Here is a 14,337-nt window from a genome sequence, read left to right as displayed (position 1 = left end):
AGACAGGCACTTTTCGTATTCCTGTCAGTTTCGCGCCCGCTCGTTGGCACGGGCATCTCGCAACTGCGACACTGTCCCCCTGTTCCGTGCCCGGCTAGTATGAAGCTCGAGGTTCCGCAGAAAGCATCGCCTGTGAACGAGTTGCCGAAAGCCCCCCCACTGTCCTGCCGCGAATCGGCTAATCCCGCGGCGGGGTGGCGGCTCGATCTGCCCGGCGGGGGGTGGATGTGACACAACATGTTCCGGCGATCGCCATGTGGCGATCATTGCGCTCCGCGTCCTGGACGGGTCGTGCGGCGCGCTGGCTTGCGGTGCTGAGCCTCTCCACCGGTTCAGGCGCCTGCGTGCTGACGCAGGATCTGCCCGACCCCGCGCTCGATGTTCCCGCGCAATACAAATATGCCGGCAAAGGGGATGTGCCGCCGTCACTGGATTGGTGGCGCGGCTTCCGCTCAGCGGAGCTGACGCAGCTGATGGTGGAGGCGCAGACCGTCAACCTCGACATCGCCGCTGCCGTCTCGCGCATCGTCCAGGCCGACGCGCAGGCGCGGCAGGCGGGCGCGGCGCTGCTGCCGAGCCTGTCGACAGCCGGGTCGGAAACCTATTCGCGCACCTCGGGTTCGAGCGCCTCCGGTCTGTCCATCGGCGGGCGCGAGGTCGTCAATTATTCGGCCTCGCTCAGCGCGAGCTATCAGCTCGACTTCTGGGGCCAGAACCGCGACGCGCTGCAGACGGCGGAGGAGACCGCGAACGCGAATCGTTTCGATCGCGACACGGTCGCGCTGACCACGCTCGCAGCGGTCGCCAACGCCTATTTCCAGGTGCTGGCCTCGCAGGACCGCATCAGGACCTCACAGCGCAACATCGCGAGCGCGCAGCGCATCCTCGATGCGGTCAGGGAGCGCCGCAGGGCCGGCACCGGCACCGATCTCGACGTCGCCCAGCAGGAAAGCGTGCTGGCGAACCAGAAGGCCCTGGTGCCGCCGCTGCGCCAGACGCTGGACCAGAACGTCAACGCGCTCGCCGTGCTGGTCTCGCGCCCGCCGGAGAGCGTGCGCGTGCTCGGCGGCTCGCTGGACCGGATCGCGATCCCACGCGTGACGCCCGGCCTGCCGTCGGAGCTGCTGACGCAGCGACCGGATATCCGCCGGCAGGAGGCGCAGCTCGCCTCCGCCACCGCGAACATCGGCAATGCCCGCGCGCAGTTCTTTCCGACCATCCAGCTCACCGGCAATGGCGGTTACCAGAGCTCGGCGCTGGTCTCGCTGTTCCAGCCGCACGCGGCCTTCTTCCAGCTCGTCGGCAGCGCCACGCAGCCGATCTTCGACGGCGGCCGGATCCTCGGCAATTTCGAATTTGCCAAGGCGCGCCAGGACGAGCTGCTCCAGACCTACCGCAAGACCATCGTCCAGGCCTTTGCCGACGTCGACAATGCGCTGTTCTCGATCAAGCAGACCACGATCCGGCTGCAATTGCAGCGCGACGTCGTGGCCGCCTCGCGCCGCGCCTTCGATCTGTCGGAGCAGCAATTGCGCGCCGGCACCGCCGACATCGTGACCGTGCTCAACACCCAGCTGACCCTGTTCCAGGCGGAAGACGTGCTGTCGCAGGCGCAACTCGCACGGCTTCTCGCCATCGTCAGCCTGTACCAGGCGCTCGGCGGTGGTTGGGAGCCGCGAATGGAGAAACCGGTCAATGCTCTTTAAGCCGGATACGAAGCAAGGCGCGGAAGAGGGGACGGCGAAAAAATCGCGCGGCCGTGGCTTCGTCATGACCCTGATCACGCTCGCGATCCTGGGTGGCCTTGGTTATCTCGGCTGGATCGTCACGCATCAGCAACAGGCCAACGAACGCAACCAGCGCCCAGATCTGCCGGTGCCCGTGCTGGCGGCGAGCCCGCGCATCCAGGACGTGCCAGTTTATCTCGACGGCGTTGGGGCGATTCGCGCGCTCAACACCGTGACCGTGCGCTCGCAGGTCGACGGCAAGCTGATCGCCGTCAACTTCACGGAGGGCCAGGACGTCAAGAAGGGCGACGTGCTCGGCGAGATCGATCCGGCGATCTATCAGGCGCAATACGACCAGGCGGTGGCCAAGAAGGCGCAGGACGAGGCCCAGCTCGCCAATCAGCGCATCGATCTCGCCCGCTACGAGCAGCTCGCCGCCTCCAATGCCGGCTCCAAGCAGCAGGCCGATACCCAGCGCGCGCTGGTGGCGCAGACCGAGGCGCTGGTGAAAGCCGACCAGGCCGCGATCGACAACGCGGCCGCGACGCTGAGCTACACCAAGATCGTGGCGCCGATCTCGGGCCGGGCCGGCCTGCGCCAGGTCGATCAGGGCAACATCGTCCACGCCGCCGACACCACGGGTCTCGTGGTGATCACGCAATTGCAGCCGATCGCGGTGTGGTTCAGCCTCCCGCAGCAGCAGATCATGCGCGTCAACGCGGCCGCCGCAAAGGGCACGCTCGCCGTCGACGTGTTCGGAAATGACGGCATCACCGTGATCGACACCGGCAAGCTCACCGGCATCGACAACCAGGTCGACCAGACCACCGGCACGCTCAAGCTCAAGGCGGAATTTCCGAACGCCCATTACCAGCTTTGGCCTGGCCAGTTCGTCAATGTCCGCCTCAAGGTCGAGACCCTGACGCAGGCGCTGGTGGTGCCGACCTCTGCGGTGCAGCGCGGTCCGATCGGGACCTTCAGCTACGTCATCGGCGAGGACAACATCGTCTCGGCCAAGCCCGTGACGGTGACCCAGCAGAACGAGCACGACGCCGTCATCGCCAGCGGCCTCTCGCCGACCGACAAGGTCGTCACCACGGGCTTTGCCAATCTGTCCGATGGCTCCAAGGTGATCGTGGGCCGCGACGACCAGACCCCGTCGGCCGATCTCGCGCCGCGCAAGCGCTCGCGGGGGCCGGACGCCCAGAAGAAGGAGGGTGCCAAAGAAGGCGCGAAGGACGGCCAGAACGATTCGCAAGGCAAGGACGGCGAGTTCCGCGCCAAGCGGAAGAGCAGCGAAGGCGACCAGAAGGGACAGACCGGGCCGGCACCGGGGCCGGGAGCATCGGGAAGTGGAGCGAAGCAGCCATGATCCCGACAACAGCCGCTTGAAGCGGCAGGCAGCTCCCATGGGTGTCTCCGAACCCTTCATCCGACGGCCGATCGCGACCTCGCTGCTCGGCATCGCGCTCCTGATCGGCGGGCTGCTGGGCTATTTCGCGCTGCCGGTCTCGGCGCTGCCGCAGGTCGATTTCCCAACCGTGCAGGTGACGACGCAGCTTCCGGGCGCCAGCCCCGACGTGATCGCCTCGCTGATCACCGCGCCGCTGGAGCGGCAGCTCGGCCAGATCCCGTCGCTGTCGGCGATGAACTCGACCAGCTCGTTCGGCGTCAGCCAGATCTCGCTCCAGTTCGACCTCAACCGCGATATCGACGGCGCGACCCAGGACGTGCAGGCCGCCATCAATGCCGCGGCCGGCGTGCTGCCCAAGACGCTGCCTTATCCGCCAACCTACGCCAAGGTGAACCCGGCGGATGCGCCGGTGATGACGCTGGCGCTGCGCTCCGACACGATCTCGTTGCGCGTGATGAGCGACATCGCCGACACCATTCTGGCGCAACGTTTGAGCCAGATCTCGGGCGTCGGACGGGTCTCGGTGCTCGGCGGGCTGAAGCCGGCAGTGCGCATCCAGGCTGATCTCGCGCGCCTCGCGGCCTACGGCATCGCCATGGAAGATCTGCGCACTGCGATCGCCAATGCCAATGTCTCGGGGCCGAAAGGCTCGCTCGACGGCGCGCAGCAATCCTACATCATCGCGGCCAACGACCAGATCGCCGCCGCCGACGCCTACAGGCCGGTCATCATCGCCTATCGCAACGGCTCGCCCGTCACCATCGGTGACGTCGCCCAGATCGTCGACGGCCTCGAGAACGACCGCACCGGCGGTTGGTACCAGGGCACGCCAGCCGTCATCATCGACATCCAGCGTCAGCCCGGCGCCAACGTCATCGACGTCGTCAGCCAGATCCGCGCCGAGATTCCAAAGGTCCAGCGCGCGATCCCTGCCGGCGTCAACCTCACCATCGTCTCCGACCGCACCGTGACCATCCGCGCCTCGGTGCGCGACGTGCAGTTTACGTTGATCCTTGCCGTCGTGCTGGTGACGCTGGTCGTGCTGCTGTTCCTGCGCTCGCTGCGCGCCACGCTGATTGCCGGCGTCGCCCTGCCGCTGTCGCTGATCACGAGCTTCGGCATCATGTATTTTGCCGGCTTCAGCCTCGACAATCTCTCGCTGATGGCGCTCACGATCGGAACCGGCTTCGTCGTCGACGACGCCATCGTCATGATCGAGAACATCGTCCGCCACATGGAGAACGGCGACAGTGCGATGGAGGCTTCGCTGAAGGGCGCGAGCGAGATCGGCTTCACCGTGATCTCGCTGACGGTGTCGCTGATCGCGGTCTTCATTCCGCTGCTGTTCATGTCGGGTCTCGTCGGGCGCATGTTCCGGGAATTTGCGTTGACGCTGACCATCGCGGTCGTGACCTCGGCCGTGGTCTCGTTGACGCTGACGCCGATGATGTGCTCGCGCCTACTCAAGCATGCGCACGAGGAACTGGCCGTGCCGGGACTGGCCGCGATCAGCCGCTTCATCGACCGCACGGTCGATGGCTATCACAGATCGCTTTTGTGGGTCCTGGAACGCCAGCGCGCCACGCTGGTCGTAACCTTCGCCACGCTGATTGCGACCCTGGTCCTCTACGTTGTCGCGCCAAAGGGGTTCCTGCCGCTGCAGGACACCGCCTCGATCACGGCGGTGACGGAGGCCGGGCCCGACGTGTCGATTGCCGAGATGAAGAGACGGCAGGCCGAGGCGGCCGACGCCATCAGGGCCGACCCCGACGTGGTCGGCGTGGTCTCGGTGATCGGCGCGGGCTCGGTCAACCCGACCACCAATGTCGGCCGGCTCGTCATGAGCCTGAAGCCGCGCGGCGAGCGGCGTGACGACATCACGGGCGTCGTGGCCCGGCTGAAGGAGCGGGTATCGGGCATCCCCGGCATGACCGTCTATTTCCAGCCGGTGCAGGACGTGCAGATCTCGACCCAGTCGAGCCGCTCGCAATACCAGTACACGCTGACCGGCACCGATGCGTCGCTGGTCTCGGAATGGGCACGCAAGCTGGTCGCGGAGATGCGGCGTGATCCCTTGTTCCGGGACGTATCCTCCGAGGCGCAGGAAGGGGGCTTGCGGGCCCAGCTCGATGTCGACCGCACCCGCGCCGGCCAGCTCGGCGTCAGCCTTCAGGCCATCACCGACACGCTCAACGACGCCTTCGCCCAGCGACAGATATCGACCATTTACGGGCAGGCCAACCAGTACCGCGTGGTGCTGGAGGCGCTGCCGATGTACCAGCGCGATCCCTCGATCCTGTCGAAGCTCTACCTGCCGGGCGCCGCCAGCACCACCGTCGGCGCGCCGAACGCGCAGGTGCCGCTGTCGGCGGTGGCGACGCTGAAGCGGACAACGGCGCCGCTCGCGATCTCGCACCAGGCGCAGTTCCCGTCTGTGTCGCTCAGCTTCAACCTCGCGCCGGGCGCGGCGCTCGGCGATGCCGTCGAGGCGGTGAAGACGATCGAGACCCGCATCGGCATGCCCAACAGCATCGTCGGCGTCTATGCCGGCGATGCCGCCGAATTCGCCAAGGCGCTCGCCGGACAGCCCTGGCTGCTGCTTGCCGCCGTGATCACCATCTACATCGTGCTTGGCGTGCTCTATGAGAGCTACATCCATCCGATCACGATCCTCTCGACGCTGCCCTCGGCCGGCGTCGGCGCGATCCTGGCGCTGATGCTGTGCGGTCAGGATCTCTCGGTGATCGGCCTGATCGGCATCATCCTCCTGATGGGCATCGTCAAGAAGAACGCGATCATGATGATCGACTTCGCGCTGGAGGCCGAGCGCGGGCAGGGCATGTCGCCGAACGAGGCGATCGTGCAGGCGTGTCTTCTGCGCTTTCGTCCCATCATGATGACGACGCTGGCAGCGCTGTTCGGCGCGCTGCCGCTCGCGATCGAGAGCGGCACCGGCGCCGAGCTGCGCTTCCCGCTCGGCATCTCCATCATCGGCGGCCTGCTGCTCAGCCAGCTCCTGACGCTCTACACCACTCCCGTGATCTATCTCGCGCTCGACCGCATCAACCGCCGCCTCGAGCAGGCGCTGCCGCCCGCCGAATCCGGCGGACCGCCGGTCGCCGGCGCGACCGAGGGGATGCAGTGATGGCATCGATCTCGGAGCCCTTCATCCGCCGGCCGGTCGCGACCACGCTGCTGTCGATCGGGTTGTTCCTGCTGGGTGTCGTCGCCTACCATTTCCTGCCCGTCGCCTCGGTCCCGAACGTCGACTTTCCTGCCATCTTCGTCTCGGCCAGCCGGCCCGGCGCCGATCCTTCCGTGATGGCGGCCACGGTGGCATCGCCACTGGAGCGGCGGTTGGGCGAGATCGCCGGCATCAACCAGATCACCTCGACCTCGACCCTCGGCACGACCAGCATCCAGCTCCAGTTCGACATCGGCCGCAATATCGACAAGGCCGCACGCGACGTGCAGGCGGCGATCAACGCCGCGATGGTCGACCTGCCGAGCGACCTGCCGACGCTGCCGCGCTTCCGCAAGGCGAACACGGCCGGCGCGCCGGTTTTCGTGCTGGCGCTGACCTCGAAGACGCTGTCGGCAAGCGCGATCTACGACGTCGCCGATACCGTGCTGGCGCAGCGCATCTCGCAGGTGCCGGGCGTCGGCGACGTCACCGTGTCCGGTGCCGACCAGCCGGCCGTGCGGGTACAGCTCAACCCCGTGGCGCTGTCGAACGCTGGGATCGCCACCGACGACGTCCGGACCGCGATCATCAACGCCAACCCGCTCGGTCCCGTCGGCATTTTCGAAGGCGAGCGTCAGAGCGAGACGCTGGCGCTCAATCGGCAGATGCGTACCGCGAAAGAGTTCCGCGACATCATCATCAAGAGCTCCAACGGCAATTTCGTGCGGCTCTCGGACGTCGCCGACATCGAGGATTCCGTCCGCAACGCCCGCTCGATCGCCTGGTTCAACAAGCAGCCGGCGGTGCTGATCCAGATCACCAAGCAGGGTGATGCCAACGTCATCGACACCGTCGACAGGGTGAAGGCGCTGATCCCCGCGCTGAAGCAGTGGATACCGGCCGGCGTCGAGGTCTCCACTTTGGTCGACCGCACCGGCACGATCCGCGCCAGCGTGCTGGACATGCAGTGGACCCTGCTGGCGACCGCGTTCCTGGTGATGGCCGTGGTGTTCGTGTTCCTGCGACGGCTGACCCCGACGATCGCGGCCGGCATCTCGGTGCCGCTGGCGCTGGCCGGCACCTGCGCCGGCATGTGGGTCGCGGGCTTCTCGATCGACAATCTGTCGCTGATGGCGCTGGCGATTTCCGTCGGCTTCGTGGTCGACGACGCCATCGTCATGATCGAGAACATGTACCGCAACCTCGAGCATGGCATGCGGCCGTTCCGGGCGGCGCAAGAGGGCGCGAAGCAGATCGGCTTCACGGTGGTCTCGATCAGCCTGTCGCTGATCGCGGCGTTCACGCCGCTGATCTTCATGGACGGCATCGTCGGCCGGCTGCTGCGCGAGTTCTCGCTGACGCTGACCTTCGCCATCCTGGTCTCGACGCTGGTGTCGCTCACGGTCACGCCGATGATCTGCGCCCATTACATCCGGCAGACCACGTCAGGCACCGCGACCCTGTTCGACCGCGTCGTCGAAGGCTCGCTGTCGCGCCTCGTCGCCTTCTACGCCCGCACCTTGCGTACCGTGCTGGAATTTCCGCTGCTGACGCTGCTGGTGTTCTTCGCCACCATCGCGCTCACGGTGACTCTCTACATCAAGGTCCCCAAGGGCTATTTCCCGACGGACGATTCCGGTTTCATCATCGGCGCGACGCGCGCCTCGGCCGACATCTCGTTCCAGTCGATGCTCGGCCTGCAGCAGCGGCTGGCCGACATCGTGATGAAGGATCCGGCTGTCGCCGGCATCGGCTCGACCGTCGGCAGCGGCGGGGGACCGGGCGGGGCGACCTCGAACCGCGGCACCATGTTCATCAGCCTGAAGCCGCCGGAGGAGCGCGACCACGTCTCGACGCAGGTCGTGATCGACCGCCTCAGGCGCGCGCTATACCCCGTGCCCGGCATCCGGCTATTCATGTTCGCCGCCCAGGACGTCCGTGCCGGCGGGCGACAGAGCGATTCCGATTACCAGTACACGCTGACCAGCACCGATCTCGGCCTGCTGCAGAAATGGGCGCCGATCGTGGCCAAGCGCATGGAGAGCGTGGAGGGCATCACCGACATCTCCAGCGATCGCGATCCTGGCGGGCTTCAGCTCACGCTTTCCATCGACCGCCAGAAAGCCTCGGCGCTCGGCGTCAAGGTTCAGGACATCGACAACGCGCTCAACAATGCGTTCGCGCAGCGGCAGATCTCGATCATTTATACCCAGCGCAACCAATACATGATCGTGCTGGAGATCGACCCGAAATTCCAGGTCGATCCCTCCAACCTCGACCGCATCTATGTCGCCGGCGCGGCCGACGCCCAGGTGCCGCTCTCGGCCGTGGTGCATGCGACGCGCGGGCTCGCCGCGCTGGCGGTCTACCACTCGCAGTCGTTCCCTTCGACCACGGTGTCGTTCAACCTGCTGCCGGACGTGCCGTTGCAGGCCGCGACGCAGAACATCCAGCGCGCGGTCGAGGAACTGCACATGCCCGAGGGCATTCGCGGCAGCTTCGACGGCAATGCCGGGGACTTCGCCAGGACCAGCGGCCGCCAGCCGCTGCTGATCCTCGGCGCGCTGGTCGCGATGTATATCGTGCTGGGGGTGCTCTACGAGAGCCTTGCCCATCCGCTCACGATCATCTCGACACTGCCCTCGGCCGGACTCGGCGCACTGCTCGCCCTGCAGATCACCAACACGCCGCTGACGGTGATCGCCTTCGTCGGCATCATCCTGCTCATCGGCATCGTCAAGAAGAACGGCATCATGATGGTGGATTTCGCGCTCGACGCCGAACGCCGGCGCGGCCTGTCCTCGGCGGAGGCGATCTTCGAGGCCTGCCAGGCGCGCTTCCGCCCGATCCTGATGACGACCATGGCGGCGCTGTTCGCCGGCATTCCGCTCGTGGTGGCGACCGGCCCCGGCACGGAGCTGCGCCGCCCGCTCGGCATCACCATCATCGGCGGCCTGTTCGTCTCGCAGATCCTGACGCTCTACACCACGCCCGTGATCTATCTCCTGATCGACCGCCTGCGGCGCCGTTCCGAGCCGCGTCCGCTGGCGGCACCGGCGGAATAGGTTGTTGAAGCTCCGCGCGAAGCGTATAGCGCGCCCATGTCGAACCTAGCAGATACGGCCGCTGCCGATCCCATTCCCGAATGCCCGCACTGCCAGAAGCCGATGCCGCTGTGCATCTGCGACAGTGTTACGCCGATCGAGAACCGGCTGTCGCTCCTGATCCTCCAGCATCCGCAGGAGCAGGACAGGGCGCTCGGCACCGCGCGGCTGCTTGCCAGGCATTTCGCCGATGCCACGGTGCGGGTCGGCCTGTCCTGGCCGAGCCTGTCCAAGGCACTGGGACGGCCGGTCGAGAACGCCTCGCACTGGGCCGTGCTCTATCTCGGCTCGGCCCGGGCGGTCGATCTCGAGGCCGAAGGCGAGATCGTCGCGCTCAACCGCAAGGGTGAGGTCGCCGAGAACCAGCGCGCGATCCTTGGCAAGCTGGAGGGCGTGGTGCTGCTCGACGGCACCTGGAGCCAGGCCAAGGCGCTGTGGTGGCGCAATCCGTGGATGCTCAAGTGCCAGCGCGTGATCCTCAATCCGGCGCACCCCTCGCGTTACGGGCGTCTGCGCCGCGAGCCGCGCAGCGACGGGCTCTCGACCATCGAGGCCGCGGCGACGATTCTCGCCGGACTCGAGCGGCGTCCTGACATCGCCGACACGCTGCATGCGAGTTTTGAGCGGCTGTTGACCCGGTACCGCGAGGTCCAGGCCGAGATGCCGGAATTGGCGCCCAAACCGGCCCCGAAGGGCCGCCGACGCGACTTCCGGCGTCGCAAACGCGCCTGACTTCGATCCACATCGGAAGAGCGCCATCGTTCCCACAGTCGGACGAAGGCGGTTGCCTAAACGCTTCATCCCCTATATTGCTCCGCCCTTACGGGGCCACGTGGCGGAGTGGTTACGCAACGGTCTGCAAAACCGTGTACACCAGTTCAATTCTGGTCGTGGCCTCCATCGCAACCTTCTGATTTCCCAACGCAAACTGTCATCACCGCGAGTTCCGCCGAACGCGCGGATGAGGCTTGGCGCGCCTTGGCCACCGGGTTTGCCCGGGGGTGCGATTCAGGCCCTGTGGCATAGAGTTCGCATCTGCGAAGAGACGCATCCAAAACCCTGGAGCTGGAGAGCACGTGGGCGAAATCGTCCGATTTATTCCGAAATCCGAGCTGGAGCGGAACCGCCTCATTGCCGAGGCGCGCGCGATCTATGACAGCATCTTTCCGCCGGCTGCACCCGATCGGGCGCCGCAGGATGGCGAGGAACGCGTCAAGAGCTGATCGTGGTCGCGCCCGGTCCGGGCTCGATAATGCCAAAGCGCCCGCGATGGGGCCGGATCCGGTCAGGCGAAAGCGCCCTCAGCAGGCCGCATACCAGCCGTCGGGAAAGGGCAGGAGGGGCCAGGCGCCCTCGTTGTCATTGGCGGCCTTTGGAGTCGTCCTGGGCGTCGCGTCGAAACTCCACGAGCGGGGCACGAATTCCTCCTCCGGCGCGGGAGCCTGATCTTCAAGGACCATGACGTCCCGGACGGCATCCAGCAGCAGGTTGAATTCGGCTTCGCTCATCACACCCTCCGGAACGCGGATGAGGCAATGTCGCAAAGCCGGCTTGTTTTCGGATTGACCCGATCGCTCGCATTTTAACGATCCGGCGATCGGGACCCGATTGGTTAGCGATTCCTGAAAAAGGCCCGCGCGAGTCCTACGTGCCGCCACGGCCTCGTTGGTGTGAAAGAGATCACATTCCCACTGGCTTATTTCTCCTGGCTCTTCGCACCAAAGTCGCCCGCCGCAGGCCGGGCGGGCAAGGCAGGACAGAGCAGCGACGGGCCTGCACCCCTGACGTTTACCGCCTCCGCGCCGGCGAGATCCCCAACGACCGCGCCATCACGGCCCGCTTGCGCCGCAACCGGTCCAGCCTCAGCGAAGCCTGTCGTCGCGCGGCGTTCGACCAGGCTGGCGGCTGAGTCGTGCGGCCTGTGGGTTTGTGCGCAGCAAGCACCTCGTACGGGCTCGCGAATCCGGCCCAGTGAGCCTGTGGATATGCTGCGGACAGGCTGTGGAGGGCCGGTGGATTTGCTGCGGATGCCGACCGTAGATGCTTCTGTCCGGCGCCATATCTCCATCGGTAAATGTCACATCTCTGTTAAATTACCTCACCAAATGATTGTCTGACCGGATAGTTCGCTGCGTCGGCCGGGATCATTTGGTTCTCCCGAATTCGAAAATCCCGCCCCCGCACCGTTTCGTGGCCTGCGAACAGTTTTTGTGCAGCCGTCTGCCCAAACGCCGGGCGCACTCCATCCAATTTTTTGTACGCCCGCGGACAAGCTTTTCGCGGCGCACTCCCGCACGCTTCCGCCCGATCACTGGATCACGGCAGGCGCCATGACATTCGGAGGAACTGGCGAGATGGAGAAATTGGTTGGGCCCCAGGCGCGGCGGGGATTTGCGCGCGCATCATTGCCACGGCGCAAGCTTATGCTCGGCGCCGCCATCGCTTTCGGACTCGTCGCCGCCGCGCCGCTGAGCGCGCAGGCCGCAGCGCCCGCCGCCTGCGCCGCACTTCAGGAAAAGTATCCGGACTGGAAGGGCAAGACGCTCGTCAACGCCATCAACCCGCACACGCCGGGCTATGAGACCATCGATCCCAAGGATCCCAGCAAGTATATCGGCTTCGACATCGATCTCGGCGAAGCCATCGGCGAATGTCTCGGCTTCAAGCTGACCTACAAGGCGGTGACGTTCGCGGCGCTCCTCACCACGCTCGCCGCCGGACAGGCCGACATCGTGATCTCCGACATCTACGCCACCAAGGAGCGCGCCAAGGCCGCCGACTTCATCACCTACTCGAAGGTGTTCGACGGCGTGCTGGTCGCCAAGGGCAATCCGAAGGGTATCAACGGCATCAACATGTCGCTGTGCGGCGCCGCTGCTGCCGAAAACACCGGCTACGTCGAGGTGCCCCTGATCCAGGCGTTGATCCCGGAGTGCAAGAAGGCCGGCAAGCCCGAACCGACCATCCAGCTCTACGACAACAACGCCAACTGCATTCAGGCGATCCTGGCCGGCCGCGCCGACACCTACATCAACGACGTCAACACCGTCGACAGCGCCGTAAAAGCCTATCCGGACAAGCTGGAGAAGGCGATCGCGGTGACGATCCCGTATTCCGTCGGCATCGCCGTGCCCAAGAACAAGCCGAAATTCCGCGACGCCGTGCTCGCCGCGCTGATCGAGGTGCAGAAGGCCGGCACACACATGGAGCTTCTGAAGAAGCATGGGCTCGATGTGAACAACTTCATGGAGCCGGAAATTCTCACGGCCGACTGATGTCGCTGTTCCTTCACTACCTGAGCATGCCGTATCTGCTCGCGGGCATCGAGGTCACCCTCGAGGTGACTGCCCTCGGGCTCGGCGGCGGATTGATCCTCGGATTGATCCTCGCCGGCATGCAGCTCTCCCGCTTCTGGCCCCTGGCGGCGATCGCCAGGGCCTATACCGTGATCTTCCGCGGCACGCCGCTGATCCTCCAGATGGTGTTCGCCTACGACGCGCTGCCGCATATCGGCATCAAGCTGCCGGCGGTGCTGGCCGCCGGCCTCGCGCTCGCCTGCAACGAGGCGCCGTTCATCGCGGAGATGCTGCGCGCCGGCGTGCTCGGTGTCGACCGCGGGCAGCTGACGGCGGGGCAAGCCCTCGGCATGACGCCGTCAGTGCTGATGCGCAGGATCATCGCGCCGCAGGCCATCCGCACCATGATCCCGGCCTTCGGCAACGAGGCGGTGAGTGCGTTGAAGAATTCCTCGCTCGCCTCCGTCGTCGCGGTGCAGGAGCTGACCTTGCGCTCGACGCAGCTGGCGTCCTCGACCTTCGACTTCTTCTCGATCTTCTTCGCCTCGGGTCTGCTCTATCTCGTGCTGACCGCGACCATCAGCGCGATCCAGCTCTTCGTCGAATGGTGGCTCGATCTCGACCGCACCACGCGCCGCGAGCGCAAGCTCGCCGATTATCTGCCCTGGCGCCGCGTCGATCTGGTCTCCAAGGTCGAACTCGCCGATGCGACGGTCGCCGATCCCGCGCCCGCGCCAGCAGAGCTCGCGGCCACCCCACCGCTGGCCCTGACGCGCGAGGAGCGCGCCCGCCGCGCCGCGACGATTGCGCGCAACAATATCGCGGTCGAAGTGAAGGACCTCACCAAGAGCTATGGCCAGCAGAGGGTGCTCGGCGGTCTCGACCTCACGGTGCGGGTCGGCGAAGTGGTCGCGCTGCTCGGCCCCAGCGGCTCCGGCAAGAGCACGCTGCTTCGCTGCATCAACCACCTCGAGAACTGGGACGCCGGCACCGTACGCGTCGGCGGCCGGCGTCTCGGCTTCAGCGAGAATGGCAAGCCGTTGTCGCCGCGGTCGATCGCCAATGAGCGCGCCAGCGTCGGCGTCGGCATGGTGTTCCAGCAGTTCAATCTGTTCGCGCATCTGTCGGCGAAGGAGAACATCGCCGGTCCCCTGCGCTGGGTTCACGGTATGACCCGCATCGACGCCGACCGCCGCGCGGCCGAGCTGCTCGACCGCGTCGGGCTCTCGCATCGCGCCCACGCCCTGCCGCGGCATCTGTCCGGCGGCCAGCAGCAGCGCGTCGCCATCGCCCGCGCGCTGGCGCCGAACCCGAGCGTGCTGCTGCTGGACGAGCCGACCTCGGCGCTCGATCCGGAGCTGGTCAACGAGGTGCTTGAGGTGATCCGCCGCCTCGCCATCGACGACGGCCTCACCATGATCATCTCGACGCACCAGATCCGTTTCGCCGACGAGGTCGCCGACCGCGTCGCCTTCCTGAGTGGCGGCGCGATCATCGAGGAGGGGCCGGCGCACGAGGTGCTCTCCAATCCCCGCAATCCGCTGACGGCGCGATTCCTCAGCGTGATGGAAGCCGACAAGACTCCGGAGGCGGTGCGATGAGCGGCGCATCC

General features: G+C 66.2%; 9 protein-coding genes and 1 tRNA gene. 9 read left to right on the top strand and 1 reads right to left on the bottom strand.

Annotation, left to right across the window (positions count from 1 at the left end; genetic code table 11):
* Positions 1 to 254: 254 nt before the first annotated feature.
* The 7 genes from XH96_RS20740 (at position 255) to XH96_RS20710 (ending at position 10,652) form a co-directional block, all read left to right on the top strand.
* Positions 255 to 1,706: an efflux transporter outer membrane subunit gene (locus tag XH96_RS20740; protein WP_246789693.1), complete on the top strand. Its 1,452-nt coding sequence runs from the start codon at positions 255 to 257 to the stop codon at positions 1,704 to 1,706.
* Positions 1,696 to 3,099, top strand: coding sequence for an efflux RND transporter periplasmic adaptor subunit (locus XH96_RS20735; RefSeq protein ID WP_194387442.1), 1,404 nt, complete (start codon positions 1,696 to 1,698; stop codon positions 3,097 to 3,099). The genes XH96_RS20740 and XH96_RS20735 overlap by 11 nt, the downstream gene beginning before the upstream one ends.
* 37 nt (positions 3,100 to 3,136) lie before the next feature.
* Complete coding sequence (locus XH96_RS20730) at positions 3,137 to 6,286, top strand: efflux RND transporter permease subunit (protein ID WP_194387441.1); 3,150 nt, start codon at positions 3,137 to 3,139, stop codon at positions 6,284 to 6,286.
* Positions 6,286 to 9,390: an efflux RND transporter permease subunit gene (locus XH96_RS20725; RefSeq protein WP_194387440.1), complete on the top strand. Its 3,105-nt coding sequence runs from the start codon at positions 6,286 to 6,288 to the stop codon at positions 9,388 to 9,390. Before XH96_RS20730 ends, XH96_RS20725 begins: the two co-directional genes overlap by 1 nt.
* A 36-nt stretch (positions 9,391 to 9,426) precedes the next feature.
* The gene (locus tag XH96_RS20720; RefSeq protein WP_194387439.1) at positions 9,427 to 10,161 is read left to right on the top strand and encodes a tRNA-uridine aminocarboxypropyltransferase; all 735 of its coding nucleotides are present in this window, start codon (positions 9,427 to 9,429) and stop codon (positions 10,159 to 10,161) included.
* Positions 10,162 to 10,255: 94 nt separating this feature from the next.
* Positions 10,256 to 10,329, top strand: a tRNA-Cys gene (locus XH96_RS20715).
* 176 nt (positions 10,330 to 10,505) lie between these two features.
* On the top strand, positions 10,506 to 10,652 hold the full coding sequence (locus XH96_RS20710) for a hypothetical protein (RefSeq protein WP_194387438.1): 147 nt from the start codon (positions 10,506 to 10,508) through the stop codon (positions 10,650 to 10,652).
* A 78-nt stretch (positions 10,653 to 10,730) separates the two neighbouring features.
* Here XH96_RS20710 and XH96_RS20705 read toward each other — a convergent pair whose 3' ends face one another.
* The gene (locus XH96_RS20705; protein WP_194387437.1) at positions 10,731 to 10,937 is read right to left on the bottom strand and encodes a hypothetical protein; all 207 of its coding nucleotides are present in this window, start codon (positions 10,935 to 10,937) and stop codon (positions 10,731 to 10,733) included.
* An 846-nt stretch (positions 10,938 to 11,783) separates the two neighbouring features.
* Here XH96_RS20705 and XH96_RS20700 point away from each other — a divergent pair.
* Both XH96_RS20700 and XH96_RS20695 read left to right on the top strand, forming a co-directional pair.
* Complete coding sequence (locus tag XH96_RS20700) at positions 11,784 to 12,704, top strand: ABC transporter substrate-binding protein (protein ID WP_194387436.1); 921 nt, start codon at positions 11,784 to 11,786, stop codon at positions 12,702 to 12,704.
* Positions 12,704 to 14,326, top strand: a complete 1,623-nt coding sequence (locus XH96_RS20695) for an amino acid ABC transporter permease/ATP-binding protein (RefSeq protein WP_194387435.1) — start codon at positions 12,704 to 12,706, stop codon at positions 14,324 to 14,326. The genes XH96_RS20700 and XH96_RS20695 overlap by 1 nt, the downstream gene beginning before the upstream one ends.
* The last annotated feature ends 11 nt before the right edge of the window (positions 14,327 to 14,337 follow it).

The sequence above is a fragment of the Bradyrhizobium sp. CCBAU 51765 genome (assembly GCF_015291725.1).
In the GTDB taxonomy this organism is placed as follows: domain Bacteria; phylum Pseudomonadota; class Alphaproteobacteria; order Rhizobiales; family Xanthobacteraceae; genus Bradyrhizobium; species Bradyrhizobium liaoningense.
The sequence above is the reverse complement of the archived record's forward strand: the minus strand, read 5'-3'. Positions and strand labels throughout refer to the sequence as shown.

Excerpts from the sequence above, each read along its gene's own strand:
- XH96_RS20740 (WP_246789693.1), top strand. The coding sequence starts at position 255 with ATGTGGCGATCATTGCGCTCCGCGTCCTGGACGGGTCGTGCGGCGCGC.
- XH96_RS20735 (WP_194387442.1), top strand. The coding sequence starts at position 1,696 with ATGCTCTTTAAGCCGGATACGAAGCAAGGCGCGGAAGAGGGGACGGCG.
- XH96_RS20730 (WP_194387441.1), top strand. The coding sequence starts at position 3,137 with ATGGGTGTCTCCGAACCCTTCATCCGACGGCCGATCGCGACCTCGCTG.
- XH96_RS20725 (WP_194387440.1), top strand. The coding sequence starts at position 6,286 with ATGGCATCGATCTCGGAGCCCTTCATCCGCCGGCCGGTCGCGACCACG.
- XH96_RS20720 (WP_194387439.1), top strand. The coding sequence starts at position 9,427 with ATGTCGAACCTAGCAGATACGGCCGCTGCCGATCCCATTCCCGAATGC.
- XH96_RS20705 (WP_194387437.1), bottom strand. The coding sequence starts at position 10,937 with ATGAGCGAAGCCGAATTCAACCTGCTGCTGGATGCCGTCCGGGACGTC.
- XH96_RS20700 (WP_194387436.1), top strand. The coding sequence starts at position 11,784 with ATGGAGAAATTGGTTGGGCCCCAGGCGCGGCGGGGATTTGCGCGCGCA.
- XH96_RS20695 (WP_194387435.1), top strand. The coding sequence starts at position 12,704 with ATGTCGCTGTTCCTTCACTACCTGAGCATGCCGTATCTGCTCGCGGGC.